This is a genomic window from Biomaibacter sp. TOL, from assembly GCF_059717795.1.
In genome coordinates, this window is sequence record NZ_AP046092.1 from 1,764,475 (window position 1) to 1,783,545 (window position 19,071).

Here is a 19,071-nt window from a genome sequence, read left to right on the forward strand (position 1 = left end):
ATTCAATTGCATTCCTGTTCAACTTCCAACCGTTTCATTTTTGGTTTCATCTTGAATAACTTTCTGAATTTATCTGAAAGCTTGTCAAAGTAAATATAAAGCAGCGGTACAACAAACAGGGTTAGAAACGTGGAGGTTGCAAGCCCTCCTGCGATAACAAGGCCCATGCCCCGCAGTATTTCACTATTTGTACCATTGGAAAATATCAACGGAAACTGACCGAAGATAGTTGTCAAAGCTGTCATAAGGATTGGGCGAAGTCTCGTAGGGCATGCCTTCAAAACGGCTTCTTCCAATCCATAACCGTCTCTTTCCCGCAATATTGTGATGTAGTCCACAAGTACGATGCCGTTATTCACAGCAATTCCAACCAGCACCAAACAGCCAATCAATGCCATCATACTTATCGACTCGCCACTGACGAAAAGAAGCAGTATGGCACCGGTAAACGCCAATGGTATGGTAAACATGATGATAAACGGATTAATCAGCGACTCAAACTGTGCAGCCATAACCATATATACGAGCACAATGGCCAATTCTATCACAAGAGACAATGAAGAAAAGGTTTCATTCATCATTTCATTGGTTCCACCAAGAGATGCCCTATATCCGTCAGGAAAAGACATTTGATTGATGATATTTTGTATTTCATTTCCAACGCTTCCTGAAGCGCGCCCAAAAACATCGCAACTGACCGTTACATAGCGGGTCTGGTTTTTTCTATAAATTGAGGACGGCACATCATCCATTGTTATTTCAGCGATGGATGAAAGCGGCACATATGTTCCAGAGCCTGTTCTTATGCTGATGCTTCTAAGATCTGTTAGTGTCTCAACCGATTCTTCAGGATAAACAATTCTAATATCCATTTCTGTTCCGTTTATTTTTAAGGTTGTTGCGGTATCGCCTGAAATGATGTTTTTAACTTGTGAAGCCACCTCTGAGCCTGTAAGACCATACTCCCTTATTTTATCTTTGTCAATTTTAAGGGCTATCTGCTTATCCTGTTCCTCCAGCGAACTAGTTATTTGTCTTGTCCCCTTTACATGAGCCATCTGACGTTTGATTTCCTCGCTGATTTCTTTCAGGATGTTCAGATCTTCACCGTAAATCTCTACCGTAACTCCCCCGCCACCCATCATTCTGGACATGTTTGAGGATGCAGAAACAGTAATATTTGCCCCCGCAATTCCTTTTGTAAGATGTCTTACCTCCTCTACAATTTCATCTGTGCTTTTGCTTCTTTCTGTTTTATCAACTAATTCAACTGAAATTGAACTTTCTTCACTTTCTCCACTATTTGGATTCATACTGTTTGAAGAACCAGACATGGAAACCGTCATGGATTTTAATTCCGGTATCTTTTCCAGTATTTTTTCAACCTTCAAAGAAAGCTCATCTACTACCTCAAGCTTGCTTCCCTTTGGAGCTTTCACCGTAACCGTAAAGGTTCCTTCATCCGATGAAGGCATGAGCTCCATACCTATAGATGGCAGCAAAGTAAGCGAAAATATAAAAATACAAATTACAGCCAGAAGGGTTCTCTTTTTATGTTTCAAGGCCCAATTAAGTGCTTTTTGGTAAATCCTGTCCAGCCCTTTTATAAATTTATCAAACAGATCCAAAATAGTGTTAATAAACCCAAAAGGCTTGGGGGCTCTGTTTCTGTGTAAATTATTTACATAATTTGCACTGAGCATCGGGACTACCGTAACGGCAACTGCGAGCGACATCACCAACGAAAATACTACTGCAAGAGCCAGGTCTTTCATCATCTGCAGTGCCATACCGCTTATGAATATAAACGGCAGGAATATCACTATGGTTGTAAGAGTTGATGCGCTTATGGAAAGGGAAATCTCTTTCGTGGCTCTATATGTGCCTTTGATTTTCCCATAACCTTCCGCAGTCCTGTATCGGTAAATATTTTCCAGCACAACGACCGAGTTGTCAACCAGCATACCGACACCAATTGAAAGACCGCCTAAGGACATTAAATTCAGTGTTGTTCCGGAAAAATAGAGCAAAACAAAGGTGCCGATGATTGATAACGGCATAGAAACAGCCACTATCCCTGTTATACCTATATTTTTCAAGAAAATAAAGAGCATCAGGGTAGCAAGTGATGCACCAGTAAAAATATTGGATACTACGTTCCTAATAGAATTTTCAATGGTGCTTCCAGATTCATTTACTACCTTCGCTGTTATATTTCTGTATTCTTCTGAGATTCTTTCAACTTCTTTTTTGACAGCATTTACTGTTGTAACGGTATTTGCATCGCTAGCCTTTGTTACCGAAAGGCTAATACACCGTTCGCCATTATAGCGACTTATAGATTCTATCTCTTTTTCGGATTCCGTTATTCTGGCAATATCCTGCAATCGAACGACATCGCCGCTGGGGAGTTTAATCGGCGTCTTTCTCACATCATCAATGCTTTGCATCTTTAACTTGCTGCTTATGATGAGGGATTTATCCCCGTATTCTATGTCACCCGCAGATACATTAGTATTCTCAGCCGCGATCACCTGTGCAATGTTTGACATGTCAAGACCGAGGCCTTCCAGCCTTTCCGGATCAATTTCGATTCTAATCTCTTTTTCAGAACCACCAGTTATATCAACGGAAGCAACTCCCGGTTGTCTTTCAATTCGAGATTTTATGTTATCTTCTACAAATGTTTTTAATTCATTTTCATCCATGCTTTCTGATGAAAAAATTATATTCGCAACAGGCATAGAATTCATATCCATTTTTATGATAGTTGGCGATTCAGCATCATCCGGAAGCGTTTCTTCTACCATGCTTATTTTGTCACGTATGGAATTTATGGCATCATCCATATCAGTACCATAATTAAACTCCACCATGACCATAGATATGCCTTCTGAAGATGTGGAAGAAATGGAATCTATATTTTCTACACCAGCAATTGCACCTTCAATTTTTTCCGTAACAAGACTTTCTACCTCCTCAGGCCCTGCATCTTCATATTCTGTTATAACAACTGCAGCAGGCATCTCAACATCAGGAATTAAGGCCATTTGCATTTTTGTAATAGACACAGCACCTAGAATGATTACTACAAGCATTGCCATTATTACTGTTACAGGCCTTGTAATGGAAATTTTCGTAATGTCCATTTTCACCAGTCCTTTCTGTTTTTATTTCAATGCCGTGCTGTAATATTTACAGTGCTTCCATCAGAAATAAAATCCTGGCCTTTTATTACCACTAGGTCTCCAGTTTTAACACCGCTTAATATTTCTATACTCGTATCATTTCTTATTCCGGTTTCTACTATTTTTTTATGTGCAATATTATTATCATCCACAATATACACATATTTTTTATTATTTTTTTCAATTACAGCATTAAGCGGAACCGAAATTGTGTTTTCTTTCTTGTTTAAGACAAGATTAACTGAAGCAAACATACCCGGCTTTATGCGATAATCAACATTGTCGATATATATCTCAACCGGATAAAGCATTGTCTGGCTATTGGCTGCCGGAGAAATATTGGTAACAGTCCCTTCATAGGGGGTATCGGATGCCGCCGATATTGTGATATATGCCTTGGAGCCAACAGAAACTTTATTGATGGCATCATCAGATATATTAAAGGAAAGTTTGACCTTATCCATATTTGCTATCTTCATGGCTGCGCTTTGAGTAGTAACTGTGGAACCCTCAGTTATATCACAAGCGCTGATTATCCCGTCTATTTCTGCTTTTACCTTCGTATATCCCAATTGGGTTCTGGCGGTTTCCAATTCCGCCTGGGCCTGCAACACGGATGCCCTCCCTGATTTTTCCGTTTCTTTTGCAATCTTTTCTTGAGTCAGTTTCAAATTTTCTCTCGCGGTATCAAGCTGCAACTTCGCTTTATTTACACTGGACTGCAGATCATCAAGCTCCTGTTTTGATACTGCTCCTCGTTCATACAAAGTTTTGGTATTTTCAAGTTCCTTGAGCAAATCCTTATACTGAATTTCATATGTATTCACTGTAGATTGCAATTGCGAAATCTCATTTTCAAGGCTTCCTCCTATACTCTTTTCATAATTTGCCTCAGCAGAAGCAAGCGATGCTTCCGCCTGTTCTACCTTAAGTCGCCACTCAGTATCATCTATTTCAAACAGAATATCACCGGCTTTTACAGTGTCGCCAAGGCTGACATATACTTTTTTTACAGTTCCGCTAATCTTTGGCACGACAGATACCTCGTTATTTGCCATGACCTTTGAAGAAACATTTATGTACTGTTCTATAGTCTCAGGAACTATCTTCTTGACTTCGACGCTGATTGCTATCTTTTCATCTTCCATGTTGCCTTTTTTTGCATCTTTTTTATTTCCGTAAACTGATAAAGCTGTAACAATCATGATTGCTATAACAACCAGAAAAACATATTTGTAATTTCTAACAGCGTTCATTTTCTTATCCCCTTCCGACTCATCTATTAAATTATTTTAATGATGTTTATACTAACATAAAAATTAGGCAAAAAAATGGCAAAAAAAAGGAACATTGTGGCAAAAATGAAAAAAGGTATTGAAACTTTTTTAGCTTCAATACCTTTTTCTCTCATTTCATGTCGTGTTGCTTTCCATTACCCTGTTTCCCGGATTGCGGGGCAATGTAAAGGTGAAAACGCTGCCTTCGCCCTGTTTGCTATCCACCTCGATTTTTCCTCCCAGTCGCTGAGTAATTTCATAAGCTATTGCAAGACCCAACCCCGCTCCTTGAGTGGCATGGGCCTTGTCGGACTTATAAAATCTCTCGAATATATGGGGGAGATCATCGGGAGATATGCCGATTCCCGTATCTGATACGGATATCCAAACATTAGTATCATCAAAGCAGGCGTATAAAGAAATACTGCCTCCCGGCAAAGTATACTTAATGGCATTATCGAGGAGTATTACAAGCACCTGTTCTACCATATCCGCGTTACTGGTTATAATCAATTCCTCATCCATGGGTGAAAAAGAAAACTTTATGCCTTTTTCTTCGGCAAGTACGGCATAACGATCAACCACTTCCATAATGACCTCATCGATTTGAAATTGTTCCAGTTTCACAGATTCGTATTCTCATCAGGGACCATGTCATCAACCAGAGTTTCCAGCATAGCCCTGAGTGATGATACAGGAGTCCGAAGCTCGTGAGAAACATTGGCAACATATTCACGGCGAGTCTGCTCCAAACGTTCCGATTCGGTAACATCGCGAATCAAACCCACTGCGCCTACAATATTATTCGATTCATCCTTCAATGGGCAGATAGCAATCCTGAAAACCCTCTGTTTCCAGTTCATGTTGCGGACAATCGCATATCCGCGAGAAATTACAGTGTCAAAATCATCCCATAAATCTTTGGCCGGTATTATACCGGTTCGTCCTTCATCCTTACTTATGCCGAAAATGTCCCGGATCGCGGGATTAACATGTGTAACATTGCCTGAGCTATCTACCGCTATAATTCCCTCCGACAAACCGTCAATAATTTGTTTCAAACGGTTTCGCTCCACCGTCAAAGCGGAGATTGTCTCGGATAACCGGGCCGATAAGTAATTTAATGATTTCCCCAGTTCCCCGATTTCCCCTTTATATGTTTCACTAGCCCGTACCCTAAGATTTCCGTGCGCCATATTGATCGCCACATCCCGCATGTCCTTCAACGGATTAACAATACGCCTTGTAACACGGTATACGGGATATATCATTAATAAAAAAACGCATATAATGCTTATCATCATAGAACGTCCAAGCCCATATATGGCTGTTCTCAGTTCTTCCGGCGGCCTAGTCAGAAAAACCGCACCGGATACATTACCATTATTCATAACAGGCTGTCCCACTACAAGAATTGGCCCAGCGGAAGAAATAACTTTTTCCCCTGACAAAACCGAATTAAGATATCGTTCAAAAGTCTCACTCAGGGCAGAATCAAACTGTTGCTTTCTCTTCTCCTTCAGTTCCGGCAGCATGACGCCTTCGTTTTTTATGATAAGATTGCCGTTTGCATCATATATATATATAATATATACACAACATCGTTGTATCCGCTGGTTAAAAGCCATTCATCAAGCTGACTCTTGGTTATGATCTCTTTCTGATATATCAATACTAAGTTTGCAATTGCTTCAGCCCGGGGTTCGAGCTCTTGTACTTGTAATTTTTTGAACATATTATTTGCTATATATACAAAATAAGCCATATTGAGCACAACATACAGTACAATTGTACCTATCAATAAAGCCATGATCTGTCGAAAAAGTATGCTTTTTTTCATTATACCACCCATTCCACTACTATCAGAGTAACACACAACTTGCAATTTCAATTTGACACTTCGAACTTGTGACCTATCCCGTAAATACTTTTGATACTCCATTTCATGCCTTCATAGAAAAGCTTTTTACGAATGCGTTTTATTTGAGAATCAACGCATCGAGCATCTCCAAAATAATCAGAACCCCATACATTTGATAGTATCTGCTCTCTGCTCATAACTTGTCCGGGATGAGAAGCCAGTAAGTAAATCACTTCGACCTCTTTAGGCGTACAGTGAATTTTATTTCCATTAATATATATCTCATAGTTTGATATGTTTATTTCCAATCCATCATAACGCAGTAAAGGTTTTTGCTCCTTGTTTTGCGGGGCTCTGCGGCGCAAAACCGTTTTTATACGCGCTACCACTTCCCGTGGACTAAAAGGTTTTACAATATAGTCATCGGCGCCTAATTCCAATCCCAGAATTCTATCGATTTCTTCGCCCCTGGCAGTCAGCATGATTATTGGTACATCCGTGGTTTTGCGCAGCGTGCGGCAGACCTCTATGCCATTTATTTTTGGCATCATAAGATCCAGAATGATCAAATCCGGCATATTTTCACGAGCCTTATTTAGCGCCTCTTCTCCATCGTACGCAGAATCATAAGTAAATCCATCTGCCTTTAAATATGCACCTATTGTTTCATGAACAATAAATTGGTCATCACAAATAAGAATATGAGCCATTTCAAGTTCACCTCAGTATGTAGGAATTTCTTGTTCTTTTGAAGATAGCTTTATTCCGTTCTGTGCCTCGTGGTTTTCCAGTATCCTACATTTATAGTTTTCATTATATTCTGCTATTATTTTTTTCAATGTTTTTTAAAGAGGAATAATAATCACATTGCCATCTTTAATTTGTATTTCCACTTTGTCATTTTCATTTAATTTAGCCATTTGGAGAATAGCCCTTGAAAGTCTTACAGCCTGAATATACATATAATCACCTCATATTTATAGTAAATACTATGTATCTTCATATGTCAATGTATATTATCAAAATAAATATATGTGTACCTGGTATCAATGGGCTGAAATGATTTTCATTCCTCATTTTCCCAGCTGTATGACATGGTAAACCTCCCACTCATCCTCGGTTTTCTACCTAATAAAAATACACCTTCAGTTATTTCCATAATAGCAGAAGGTGTCTCAATTTTCATTAAGTGAATATGTGGGTGCCTGGCACCTAACGTTTAGCTTTTCTACCCATAAGCAACCCTTCAACTGATATGTCTTCATCTAAATCTTCCCAGTGAATACCGATTCCATTTCCTATCAGCCGCCATTTTGACCTCTGATTATCATCTGCTTTTTTGAGCTTTGGAAACCAATCCAGCGGAACCCCTATCTCTCTGCCATCACTAAGTAAAACATAAAATTTATCATCATCGAACCATAGTTCCATAGCATTTGCTTTAATTAAATCATTATCTAAAATACTCATTCCATTGCCTCTCATCATTTCCAGGTTTCTTTCAATGATTTTGCTTATCTCTGAGAGTTCAAAAAGCTACCGCTATTTAATTGCTTACAATAAAAGCTTCTTTATAATTCAAAGGAGAAAAAATCGTGATTTCAAACATTTTTATAATATCATTTATAAAATATTTGGTAAATATCTGATATTAACAAGTAATTCCTGATGTATCTATGATAACAAAAGGTGCCTTAATTTTCAATAAGTGAATATACGAGTGCTGGCACCTTTAATAATATTTATCCAAATCTTCAATTTTTTCTATTGTAAATATATCATCAAGAATGTTGTCCAGTGTTTCCTTATTTGCTTTAAGTATCTTTTCCTCCGCCTCTTTTGATAATGTCCCAAATTTCTTTTTCAAAAGTGTTATTGCTGTATCTGCCTTGCCCTCCTTCAGACCTTCTTTAATTCCCTCTTTAATTCCTTCTTTTATTCCTTCTGTCAAGCCCTTTTTCTTGCCTTCTTCAAGTATTAGTCTATAGAAGGACGATTCTTCCAGGTTTAGCATCCTTACCACCTCCTCAAATGCTCTTTTTACTTCTTGTTCGTTAAACATCAAACCCGCTCAAAATCGGATAGTTCGGGGGCAGGTAATATTCCTAAGGCGGGCGGTAATCGGCATGGCCTGCGTATCCACCACTGGTGAACACGCGGGCTGCCAGCCGGACCGTACGCTCTCATTTATGGAAAACGACAGCCGTTTTACGGTGTAGAATGTGGTCAAGGAAATATGGCAAAAGCGTCGAGAACCTATTTAATATCATTTTCTATTAATTGAAATATTTCTTTTGATATTTTTATACATTCCTGCGCTTCTTCATCAGACACTTCTATGGTATCTTCCGATGGATATCTTGTTTCTATATAATATTGATTTACAAAAGCACAGTCTTTAATATGTTTTTTTAACTCCGGGTTAAAGTTCATGCAAATTTTACATAGATAGACCAAGCTATGACCTTCAACTATTTTATTTATCTTATAGATGATATAACCTTTTAGCAACTTTTCAATGGCTTGCTGGCAATGAAAAGACACTAAATCATTGCCACAGTCATGTTCTTTTAGTATTAGAGCAGCATTAATATCTTTTTTGGCCTTTTGAATCCAATCTTGATACCGACTGCTGTCAACCATATAGGGTCACCCCTTTCTCATTTATTAAATGTGCAAAAGTTCCCTCACGATTTTTAAATTTCTCCCATTCCCCCGGTGTATAAATTATAACGTCAAAGGGTTTACGACTATCAATCTCCGAATAAATTTCGGCCAACAAACTTCTTTTATTATCTGTGTTAATTATGACGCATAAATCTATATCACTACTCAACTTAGCTATCCCTTTTGCTTGAGATCCAAATAGGATTATTTTATGGGGTTGAAACTTATTTATTATCTCTTTCCTTATCTTTTCTATCTCCTCATGGTCTATCATAATATCAAACCTCAATAAACTCATATTAAACTCATATTTTATCTCCATGAACAAAATTATCGAAATGTTACAACTTTGGTGCGGGATTCTTGCATCGCTGATTTAATAATTCCTTTGTTTCTAAGGATATCACTGTGCCACGAATATTTATTATCGGTGTTGCCATCTGTTGTAAAAGTTCAAGATGCCAATCTGGACCTTCAGGCATAGATTTATCAACATAACGGCCTACTATTTTAAACATATTTTCCACTGAAGTATAGAAATCATGAAAAATAGAACCAACAGCTCTTAAAGTAAAATCATCCGATAATTTTATATTCAAATTTTTATCATCATCTAATAAGTTCCTTTTTTCCAGCGTTTCGCGCAATCTGTCAATATTTTTTAATTCTGCTTCCAGCCGAGAAATAACAACCGATAAGGTTGAATCTTTCATTAAATTATCTTCCCTTCTTTTAATATCTTTTCCTTAAGCTCCGATGTTATTTCTTTTTCGGTAATTACACTTACGGCAAACGGCATCGCAATTTTCTCAACCTCTATATACATTGTCCAGTAATTCAGATCTTCGTTCCAGCCGTCTATAAATAAGTCTATGTCAGAGTATTTATCAAAGGGACCTTCCCTGGAAAGAGAACCATACAAGTATACTTTCTTTATCGCATATTTATCTTTTAGAAATTTCGCTATTTTACCGGCCCTTTCCATGGCTTCTTCTTTCATTGTTTTCTCTTGGGCAATTGCCAATTCTCGCCTTTTTGCCCAGGTTTTCCGAATGTTATCTGTAAACAGCCGCGAACAGGTGTGCCAAAAAATAGTTAAATTTTATGAAGATTGATTTTTTTCTTCATTTTCGTTTGCGACAATTACATTTGCGACAATTAACGAACCGTCCCCTATGTCGCGTGAATGCCTGGCACCCTTAATAGTATTTATCCAAATCTTCAATTTTTTCTATTGTAAATATATCATCAAGAATGTTGTCCAGTGTTTCCTTATTTGCTTTAAGTATCTTTTCCTCCGCCTCTTTTGATAATGTCCCAAATTTCTTTTTCAAAAGTCTTATTGCTGTATCCGCCTTGCCCTCCTTTAGACCTTCTTTAATTCCTTCTTTAATTCCTTCTTTAATTCCTTCTTTTATTCCTTCTTTAATTCCTTCTGTCAAGCCCTTTTTCTTGCCTTCTTCAAGTATTAGTCTATAGAAGGACGATTCTTCCAGGTTTAGCATCCTTACCACCTCCTCAAATGCTCTTTTTACTTCTTGTTCGTTAAACATCAAACCCGAGAAAATGCCCGCATAAAATGCTATATCTTTTTTCCTGTTTATGTTCATCGGCATTTTTAGTATTGCATCAGCACATTCTTTTATATATTTTTCCCCTTGCTTTTGTCTTCTATTTCTATCTACCAGCGGTAATAGTGAATATAAATCATAATGTCCTGTTTTGATTATTTCCTCAAATTTTATTTCTCCAAGGTCGATTAGTTTATATCTGTAATCCAGCCTGTTTGTATCTTCATATTCGTATGTTAGTTTTTGCTGCATCCTGGGTTCTTTTTTCCCCATATATATTACTATCTGGTAAGGGGGAAGTTCGTATTTTTCCATGATTTCTATGGAGTATCTGAGCATCCTGTACGGCAGTTTGCTGTCATTGTCCGATTGAAATTCTATATGTACTGGCATGTCTCCGGTTTCGGTCTGGCATTTGAATATCATGTCGCTTTGTCTTTTTTCTACTGTGGTGAATTCCAGGTTGAGTTCTTCTATTTTCTTTAGTTTCAATCTTAAGAAATATTCTATTATGTCATCTGCTAGGCTGGAGAATATATGTTTTATGGTTATATCGTATTGCCCCAATTTATCACCTCTTTCTGCCTTGATTATACATTATCTTGCTTTTAACTTCAATATTTATGCAGTGTTGATCAGGAAGATTTGTTTGCGATTTCTCAGTATCCCACTCTGATAAAAAAATCTGTCGCCATTTTATCGCCGTCCTGATTTATCACTTATCCCGAAACCAGTTTTCTTCTCATAAAAGACACCTTCTGTTAATTCTATAATAAAATAACAGAAGGTGTCTTAATTTTCATTGAGTGAATAAGTGAGTGCCCGGCACCTTTAACCTTATAAAATAAAATCTTTCTTTAAAATTAATTTTCACAAAATTTTCTTTGGGCCAGCAAGAATTACTTTATTATATCCGCAAAAAGCGCATAATTTAAATATATTCGCCTGCCGACAGAAAGCACATTGTTTGCATCGGATAAATCTACAGTAATAGTTTGGTCACCTTTGGTAAATTTAATAGATTTGGGTGGGTTAGGTTGCGGCTGCATATTGCCCGACTGAGCGTCGTTTGTTTGCTCTTCTCTGACCATATTTATACCAAATACATTATTTAAGTCGTTTATAGAAATGTATGTATATCCATTATAACTTATGGCTTTGTATGTACTGTTGTTGTATTGCTTATCGACCAATTTCGCCCCGGAAGGCAATTCTTTTGTTATGTCTTCTGAAGAACCCATTCCTTCCGGACCCGTTTTCCCGAACGAGCTTGTTATCTCAATCTGTTTCGCGGCAGAATTGAAAACCACTTTCAGGCCCGCTTTTTCCAGATCTGTCAATTTCAAATATGTTGAACCGTTGATGTTGTATCCGTCCACAATCGCCTTTACACCGTTTATTATGACCGGAAAGGTATTGGGTTTGACGGTAAGCGTTGCTGCAAAAGCCGAAAAGGCTGTGGCGATTATTATACCTGTCAACAATCCAGAAACAAATTTCTTCATGTCAACCCCTCCAAGTTTGTTTTTTTTTTGATGCATAGCGCTTTATTCTTTAATTTCCTAGCCTCCATTAGTTATTTATTCCTCTTTTGTTAATTATTATGATATACTACCTCTATCACAGATATATAACAATTTTGTGAGGTTTTTGTGAATGCCGAAAAAAATACCTTCCGTCATTTCTTCTTTAAAATAACAGAAGGTATGTTATTTTTAATGAGTATCGCAATTTTCATAATCTTTATATACACGGTCTAATAATTCGGTTCTTCGTTTTAGCCGTGCTATCAAACTTTAACCATCCTCCATTAATGATGCAAATATATTTGTCGCATCAAAAAAAGAGAGGATTTCTCCTCTCTTTTTAATCATTTGATCAATACGGGCTCTGGTTGTTTTCAACTTTGCTCTTTTCTGTGTCAACCAGTCTTTCAATTACCCTCGCAGAAACACCATTTTCAACTACAAGATAGATAGCATCTTTCTCATGCAGGTTGGAAGTTGACTTCTTGGTGTCTTCTTCATATACAAGTGTGCTGCTGCTGATCTTGAAGGTCATTGTTTGCTTCGTTGACGAGCCTGCTGCATAAACATCTGCAGTAATTGTGGAGCTGTCTTTGCCAGTTATTATACCGTAGTATTCTGTGAAGTCGCTGTCAGAACCGATAGACAGGTCTCCATCTGCCTGGACCTTTCCGACGTATGGCCTTTCATCTTTACTTATTGTATGATCAAGCTTGAATTCTTCTACGCTGTTTCCATATCTCTGGACTTTTGCATACATGTCTCCGCCTTTATACCATGTATCGATGACATAAAGTGCTTCATAGTCTTCTGCCGCAGATCCTACGCCGTTTCCAAAGAATACAAGGGCTTTTGCATCCACGCCGTCCTTATCCAGTATTACATAGAAGGGTTCGGTTACCTTGGTGTCTTCTGCCAAATCTTTCCACGCCACCACAGAGAAGTTATCGTCTACTGAAATGGTCAATTTTGTGGAGTTGGTGTTAGTTTGTAAGTTTTTGGCATCAATAATGACAGTATCGCTGTCCACCGAGAATGACTTGGCTGAACCTCCATTATTATATGCTGCTGTAACAGTGTCCTTGCCAAAATCTTTGGTTAGTTTCCATGCAGCATCGGTATCTTGGGGCTTCGGTATTACATAAATCTCTCCATCTGCAATTTCTCCGTCTTTGTTAAGTTTGAACTTTATTATCTGGCCTGCCGCAACACTTGGTTTTGTGTATGTGCCGCTCTTTTCAAGCCCTGTCGACGGATCAATCACTTTTACACTGTCCATATCGCTCGATTTTTCCACCGCGTATGTTACTTCATCGCCTTTGCCTTCATCCGTTATGGTATAAATTTTCAGCTTGTCGCTGTCGGTGAATACCCTTGTAATTACACCGTATTTATAGCCCGATACAGCCTTTGCGGTTGTCACAAAATATGCTATTCTGCCAACGGCATCTGTATATGCAACAATGTCTTCGTCATCCGCGTCTTCCATATCTGCCATGACATCTGGCTTGGAAAAATCAAATCTGCTTATTGAATCGCCATTATCAATACTGTAGCTCGCCCTTATATCTGAGCCAACCTTTGTGAATTTAATTTCCTTGCCGCCGACGGTGATTCTGTCACTCTTGACTTTGTCGAAGGTTCCTTCTATCTTGTTATCAGTTACAACCCTAACGATAGCATAATCATCACCATCGATGTCCGTCTTTGCGACGTAAAGGATGTTACCCTTTTCTATATCATCAACAGAAAGGGCATTGCCATCAATGTCAAATACCATCACACCATCGTAGTTGCTATCTTTTGTAAGATCAAGTTCGAAACTTTCATCGTCCATAGATATTCCTGTTATTAACCCGTCTTTATTCGTCTCTACTAGCATCCAGTTATCGATTTCTTCTGTTACATCCATAAAATCTGCAAACACGATTTTATCATTCTTTATTACGATCTTCCCAACCATGCCGTTGAAGAAGCCGGATGTCTGGTCATCTGGATCAATCTTCTTAGTTTCGCCACTTTGTGTTACATAAACCGTTGCATTGCTGTCAAACGCATAGTCGTCATCAAGCTTTACAAGGCTCACTTTGCTAACCTTGCCGCTGCTTGCAACATCGCCTTCAACATAATCGAACGCTGCTTTGTCATCGGATTCGCTTTCTGCGTAAACTATCTCATCATCGTCATTCAAATAGATGGTAACTTCTTCGCCAAGTATTGGTTCTACATTGAAACCATCAATACATTCAAAGTCAGCATCATTATTTTTATCATACTTGTTGTCGTCTGTATCTTTTGTGAAGAAAACTGTCACTTCATTGTTCTCCAGGCTGTCATCAAGCCTGTTGTTAGCTACAATCCTTACATCTTCATACTTTGTAATGTTCAACTTGTCTTCAAGCAATGTCTTGTCAGATTCATAATACTCTATTCCGCTTTCTTTAAGGGTGTTGATCTTGACTACCTTTGCATCAAGAGTATTATTTACAAGAATAGCCACATCGCCCCTGTTTGCAAATCCTGTGGCATCGCTGAATTTGACATACTTTGTGATTTCCTTTTCTGCCGCTTTTGCAAGGTAATTGCCAGGCCAGCTACCAGACAGGAACGAATCCTTATAACCCAGCGCCCTTACCAGCATGGTGATGGCTTCAGCATAGCTCACCTGATTTGCCGGTTTGAAAGTACCATCCGGATAACCCTTGATCAATCCCTGCCCCACAGCTACATTTATGTAACCTGCAGACCATCTGCTGGCTTCCACATCTTTGAAGCTGCTGCGGCCAGTGGCTGCCTTTGCTGCGGCATCCATTTTCAAGGATGTAACAAGGATTTTTGCAAATTGCTCTCTTGTTACGCTATCCGAGGGATGATATTTCCCGTCTTCCATACCATTGACGATGCTAAATGCAGCAAGTCTCAACACTGCAGCCTTTACATCCTTGTCTTCAATGTCGGATGTCAATTTTTTGACATCAACTGCCGTGTCGGAAGAACTTGTGCTGCTTGCTGCGAACCCTACGCTCACTGTGCTGAGCACGAATGTGAGTATAAGCAGGGTTACGAGTAGTTTTTTGGCTTTCTTCATACTCAAATCCTCCTTTTTGATTTTGAAACAAAACAAATTTAACTACAAAAGGCTTTTCCTATCCTCCTGGTGTTCATCACCCCTTTCAAAGGATTTTATGGGAATTTAATTTTATCCTTTTCTTTCAATCCCCTTCACTGCCGCAAATGCCGCCTTCTGAAAGTTTAACCCGGAAGCGGCTATGGACATGAGGGAGGTTGAAAGATTGCAGGCTACGGAAATTTACATTATCCTATATTTTTTTACTTTTTATATCCTATATTTTTTATTTATTATTTCTATGGCAGGATGAAATTTCCTGCTTGATTTTAGTAATTTTATAGAAAATTTTATCTAATAATGAGTTCTTTTTGCCTTACTCCCGGATTTGAGTATGAGTCTTTTGAACTCATTATTTAGTTGTCAAAGTTCGTATTCTATAGCTATTATAGCTCAGGGGCACAATCACGTCAATATAATTGGTTGAATTGTAATATAAATGTAATATTGGTTGGGACAAATCTTACGGCTACATTTTTCATTATATGCCGGGATTTTTTATATATGACGCAATATGGAAACCCGGCTAAACTTGCGGAAAAAAAGCAATAAAAAGCAATTTATATATTCTAGGAAGACCGGGGAAAGTCCTCCTTTTTTAAAAATTTTTTTCAGAGGAGTATGGTAATATATGGCATCAGAAAAACCGCCAGTAGCAATACCAGAAGTAGGGCGGCTGCTATGCCGGCTGCGGGCAGGGCAAAGTAGGCCAGCGCCGCCCGTCCGGCCGTGAATCCGTGTGTTTGCCTCACTGAAATTATCTGCAGCACGATTACCCAGATGCGGAGCAGTATGCCGAAAAGGAGGCTCAGGTTTATTCCGGCGATCATGGTTATCAGGTTCACGGGTGCCATAAAGAGCATGGGCAGGGTTGAAAAGGCCATGGCAGCGAAAAGTCCCACACCGGCGGCTGGTACCGAGGACCTGGGGAGGCCGGGCATCCGAGTCATGGGAGCTGCATTGCCTTCCGGCAAAGTCCCGCCGGGATCGGCGGCATTTCGAGCCGGGACGCTGTCGGAGGTATCCGCGAGCATTTGTGCAGCTTTGTTCGGGGCTAGGAACTGGCATGCCAGCTCCACCACGGCGGTGAATATGAAGTGCACAAGGGGGATGATGAGGATGGCGCCTATTATCATAAGGGCGGCGATGTACGGCACAGCACGGGTCAAAGCGCCATACGCCTCATCTATGCCCGGCAATGCATCCCGTCCCGCAAAAGTACCGAGTATGCTTTCGTTCAGGGAATGCCTTATGCCCGCGATTTCCGGCAGGATGCTGGAGAGGATCAGGACGATGAGGGACTGCGCCACTTTCTTTTCTTCGGATATCTTTTTCAGGGCGGCCATAGGTGAAAAAAGCACTCCTGTTATGTCGTCCAGAAAGCTTTTGAATTGCTCTCTCATCTTTTATTCATCTCCTCGGGTTGATTTGATTGCGCAAATGACGGCATGCGGCTGATTTTAGGGATAAAGGATACTTAATGCAACTTTATCCGGAAGGTAATCAGGAAAATAAGAAGGGCGGGAAAAATTCTGTCCGGCGGGCGCAGTCATGCCGGTACCCGGATTTTCAGGCAGGCGTGCGCCGAATACCGGATCCATAAGGGTGTTCACCATTGATCTTACTCCGGAGAGCAGGGCTTCCAGGGCGGATTTTTTACCGTATTCCTTTATGACAGGCTTCCCTTTTATGCCTGCCATGTCGGCGGCGATCATCACGGCGTCGTAGTAGTTGCCTATTTCATCCACGAGGCCCAGCTCTTTTGCCCGGGTGCCGGTGTAGACCCTGCCGTCGGCAAGTTTTTTTACCTCATCGACGCTCATGTGGCGGCCTTTTGCCACTATGTCCACGAACTGGTTATACATTTCGTCAACCATGTCTTGAAATATGGCCCTTTCGTCTTCGGTCATGGGGCGTGTGGGGGAACCGATGTCTTTGTGGGGGGCGCTTTTGACGACATTTTCCTTGAGGCCCAGTTTGTCGTACAGTCCTTCTACGTTTTGAAATTCCATGATGACGCCGATGCTGCCGGTGGTGGTACCGGGGTTTGCCACGATTTTGTCGGCGGCGCAGGATACCATGTACCCGCCGGATGCCGCCACATCGCCCATGGATACCACCAATTTTTTGCCCGATTCCTTTACCCTGAGGGCTTCTTCATAAAGCTCCTGGGATGCGGCCACGGTGCCGCCGGGACTGTTTATCCTGATGACCAGGGCGGATATTTCGGGGTCTTCGGCAGCGTCATGGAGCTGTCTTAATATATCGCCGGTGCCGGCGGCGGAAAGAAGGCCCGATGAACTGGACATGATGATGCCCTCCAGGGTGATGACGCCAATCTTTTTTTGTGAGAGCGCAGCCTTTCGGCCGGGGCTTGCAGGTGATATTGCCAGGGCAGCGATGAGGGAGACGGCGACAATAATGATAAGGATGATGGTTATGATTCGCTTCAATGGTATCGCTCCTTTCGATAAGATTTTTATTTGTCTTTTTGTCCTTCTGTCATAAGGTATGCATTATATGAATAAAAATACCGACCGCATCGGGCCGGATTGTTTTTAAGCCATTAATCTATCCTTCTTTATATACAAAAACAGGCACTTCTATTATTTTTTCAGGTTTGGCTTCATAAAGATATTCGTCTAATTTTAGGGAAGTCTCCGCATCATAATATTTTTCGCCGCAATCTTCGCATACAAGAAAAGGAACATTTTCAATTATTATAAGTCTATTATTCACCCATTTTTCTATTCTTCCCTTATTTTTTATAAGTTTACCATTACAATACTGACATTTATTCATTATCTTTTCCTCCTCTTGTCCTTTCATCAATCCATTTTGGAGGTGATGGCACATATACAGTTATTATGGTTAAAAACCCATCTTTTAATCCACATACCGAATGAATAAAAGTATTATCTTTTTTCCCTAGTACAAGTACACTATGTCCTCTTGGATCATCTGGATAATCTTCTAAAATTTCACCATTCATAATTGATGTTAAAACATCGACAGTTCTTAAATTCCGTTTTATCATCCTGTCAAGTGCATGGTCGCTTAATAGCCATTTTCCTTTCAAAATAAGTTTTTTTATAATTTTTATATCAATTTCTGTCATTCTCCATTAGCCCTCAATCTTAATTTATTGTTATCATTATATAAAACTATCCGTACAACACTAAACCTTCTTTTATAACATGGTAAATCACATTGCCTTTTACATTTTTCCATTCCTCTACATATTCGGAAGAAACAACAAGGATGTCCACCGGTATCCTTAAACGGCTTAAAGCTCTTCTTAATTTGACCATATCCTGCCTTCTATCTTTCACATCTTTTTTCACTATAAGAAAATCCAGATCACTATCATCATGCATATTCCCTCTCGCATAAGAACCAAAGAGTATTATTTTTAATGGGTTGGCTTCGGCTTTTAGAATTTCTACAGCTTGATGAATCTTTTCTTCAGGTATCATTTATACCACCACCATCTACATTGTAAAATAGTTACAGCTAATAATCAATACTTTTGCAAAAATATTTGAGATCGAGTGGGCATACTGTCTACGCCTGGCGCTCCTTTGTTCTCTTCTACCCGTCCCAGTGCTTTTGTCATATTCTCTCTTGATACTACCTTCTCCATCAGGTGGATATCATGGTCCTTCGGGGATATCTTCTCGGGTTGTACCGGATACATACTCGGCCCTCCCTGGGACCCTTGCGGCTTCACCGCTTTTTTCCCAGAGTAGGCCCCTTACGGGGTTTTCTGCTGTCTTTGATAGTTTTGCGAACTTGCCACTACCCGCCTTCGGTGGGTACCCGGCCCTCGCTTTGTGTTCGGCCCTTCGTCGGCA

20 protein-coding genes are annotated in these 19,071 nt (G+C 39.7%); all 20 read right to left on the reverse strand.

Annotation, left to right across the window (positions count from 1 at the left end; genetic code table 11):
• Positions 1–2: 2 nt before the first annotated feature.
• The gene (locus AC6I1H_RS08910; RefSeq protein ID WP_497740587.1) at positions 3–3,149 is read right to left on the reverse strand and encodes an efflux RND transporter permease subunit; all 3,147 of its coding nucleotides are present in this window, start codon (positions 3,147–3,149) and stop codon (positions 3–5) included.
• A 26-nt stretch (positions 3,150–3,175) separates the two neighbouring features.
• On the reverse strand, positions 3,176–4,444 hold the full coding sequence (locus AC6I1H_RS08915; protein ID WP_497740588.1) for an efflux RND transporter periplasmic adaptor subunit: 1,269 nt from the start codon (positions 4,442–4,444) through the stop codon (positions 3,176–3,178).
• A gap of 156 nt (positions 4,445–4,600) precedes the next feature.
• Positions 4,601–5,092: a sensor histidine kinase gene (locus AC6I1H_RS08920; protein WP_497740589.1), complete on the reverse strand. Its 492-nt coding sequence runs from the start codon at positions 5,090–5,092 to the stop codon at positions 4,601–4,603.
• On the reverse strand, positions 5,089–6,093 hold the full coding sequence (locus AC6I1H_RS08925) for a HAMP domain-containing protein (protein ID WP_497740590.1): 1,005 nt from the start codon (positions 6,091–6,093) through the stop codon (positions 5,089–5,091). The genes AC6I1H_RS08920 and AC6I1H_RS08925 overlap by 4 nt, the downstream gene beginning before the upstream one ends.
• A 259-nt stretch (positions 6,094–6,352) precedes the next feature.
• Entirely contained in the window at positions 6,353–7,036 is a 684-nt protein-coding gene (locus tag AC6I1H_RS08930) for a response regulator transcription factor (protein WP_497740591.1), read from the reverse strand.
• Between the two features lie 502 nt (positions 7,037–7,538).
• The gene (locus tag AC6I1H_RS08935) at positions 7,539–7,796 is read right to left on the reverse strand and encodes a DUF2442 domain-containing protein (protein ID WP_497740592.1); all 258 of its coding nucleotides are present in this window, start codon (positions 7,794–7,796) and stop codon (positions 7,539–7,541) included.
• Positions 7,797–8,058: 262 nt separating this feature from the next.
• The gene (locus tag AC6I1H_RS08940) at positions 8,059–8,340 is read right to left on the reverse strand and encodes a DUF4351 domain-containing protein (protein ID WP_497740593.1); all 282 of its coding nucleotides are present in this window, start codon (positions 8,338–8,340) and stop codon (positions 8,059–8,061) included.
• Between the two features lie 242 nt (positions 8,341–8,582).
• The gene (locus tag AC6I1H_RS08945) at positions 8,583–8,969 is read right to left on the reverse strand and encodes a HEPN domain-containing protein (RefSeq protein ID WP_497740594.1); all 387 of its coding nucleotides are present in this window, start codon (positions 8,967–8,969) and stop codon (positions 8,583–8,585) included.
• The gene (locus tag AC6I1H_RS08950; RefSeq protein WP_497740595.1) at positions 8,962–9,267 is read right to left on the reverse strand and encodes a nucleotidyltransferase domain-containing protein; all 306 of its coding nucleotides are present in this window, start codon (positions 9,265–9,267) and stop codon (positions 8,962–8,964) included. The genes AC6I1H_RS08945 and AC6I1H_RS08950 overlap by 8 nt, the downstream gene beginning before the upstream one ends.
• A gap of 67 nt (positions 9,268–9,334) precedes the next feature.
• A complete protein-coding gene (locus AC6I1H_RS08955) occupies positions 9,335–9,706 on the reverse strand; it encodes a ribonuclease toxin HepT-like protein (RefSeq protein ID WP_497740596.1) in 372 nt (123 codons plus the stop codon).
• Positions 9,706–9,993 carry a nucleotidyltransferase family protein gene (locus AC6I1H_RS08960; RefSeq protein WP_497740597.1) on the reverse strand — a complete coding sequence of 96 codons (288 nt, stop codon included), beginning with the start codon at positions 9,991–9,993 and terminating at the stop codon, positions 9,706–9,708. The genes AC6I1H_RS08955 and AC6I1H_RS08960 overlap by 1 nt, the downstream gene beginning before the upstream one ends.
• Before the next feature lie 199 nt (positions 9,994–10,192).
• The gene (locus AC6I1H_RS08965) at positions 10,193–11,131 is read right to left on the reverse strand and encodes an Rpn family recombination-promoting nuclease/putative transposase (RefSeq protein WP_497740598.1); all 939 of its coding nucleotides are present in this window, start codon (positions 11,129–11,131) and stop codon (positions 10,193–10,195) included.
• 332 nt (positions 11,132–11,463) lie between these two features.
• Complete coding sequence (locus AC6I1H_RS08970) at positions 11,464–12,069, reverse strand: hypothetical protein (protein WP_497740599.1); 606 nt, start codon at positions 12,067–12,069, stop codon at positions 11,464–11,466.
• A 373-nt stretch (positions 12,070–12,442) separates the two neighbouring features.
• Positions 12,443–15,178, reverse strand: coding sequence for an S-layer homology domain-containing protein (locus AC6I1H_RS08975; RefSeq protein WP_497740751.1), 2,736 nt, complete (start codon positions 15,176–15,178; stop codon positions 12,443–12,445).
• Positions 15,179–15,828: 650 nt separating this feature from the next.
• Positions 15,829–16,620 carry a hypothetical protein gene (locus AC6I1H_RS08980; protein WP_497740600.1) on the reverse strand — a complete coding sequence of 264 codons (792 nt, stop codon included), beginning with the start codon at positions 16,618–16,620 and terminating at the stop codon, positions 15,829–15,831.
• 57 nt (positions 16,621–16,677) lie between these two features.
• The gene (gene sppA / locus AC6I1H_RS08985) at positions 16,678–17,670 is read right to left on the reverse strand and encodes a signal peptide peptidase SppA (RefSeq protein ID WP_497740601.1); all 993 of its coding nucleotides are present in this window, start codon (positions 17,668–17,670) and stop codon (positions 16,678–16,680) included.
• A 118-nt stretch (positions 17,671–17,788) separates the two neighbouring features.
• Entirely contained in the window at positions 17,789–18,019 is a 231-nt protein-coding gene (locus tag AC6I1H_RS08990; RefSeq protein ID WP_497740602.1) for a type II toxin-antitoxin system MqsA family antitoxin, read from the reverse strand.
• A complete protein-coding gene (locus tag AC6I1H_RS08995) occupies positions 18,012–18,335 on the reverse strand; it encodes a DUF4258 domain-containing protein (protein WP_497740603.1) in 324 nt (107 codons plus the stop codon). The genes AC6I1H_RS08990 and AC6I1H_RS08995 overlap by 8 nt, the downstream gene beginning before the upstream one ends.
• A 46-nt stretch (positions 18,336–18,381) precedes the next feature.
• A complete protein-coding gene (locus AC6I1H_RS09000; RefSeq protein ID WP_497740604.1) occupies positions 18,382–18,693 on the reverse strand; it encodes a nucleotidyltransferase domain-containing protein in 312 nt (103 codons plus the stop codon).
• Positions 18,694–18,737: 44 nt separating this feature from the next.
• Entirely contained in the window at positions 18,738–18,914 is a 177-nt protein-coding gene (locus tag AC6I1H_RS09005; protein WP_497740605.1) for a hypothetical protein, read from the reverse strand.
• Between the last annotated feature and the right edge of the window lie 157 nt (positions 18,915–19,071).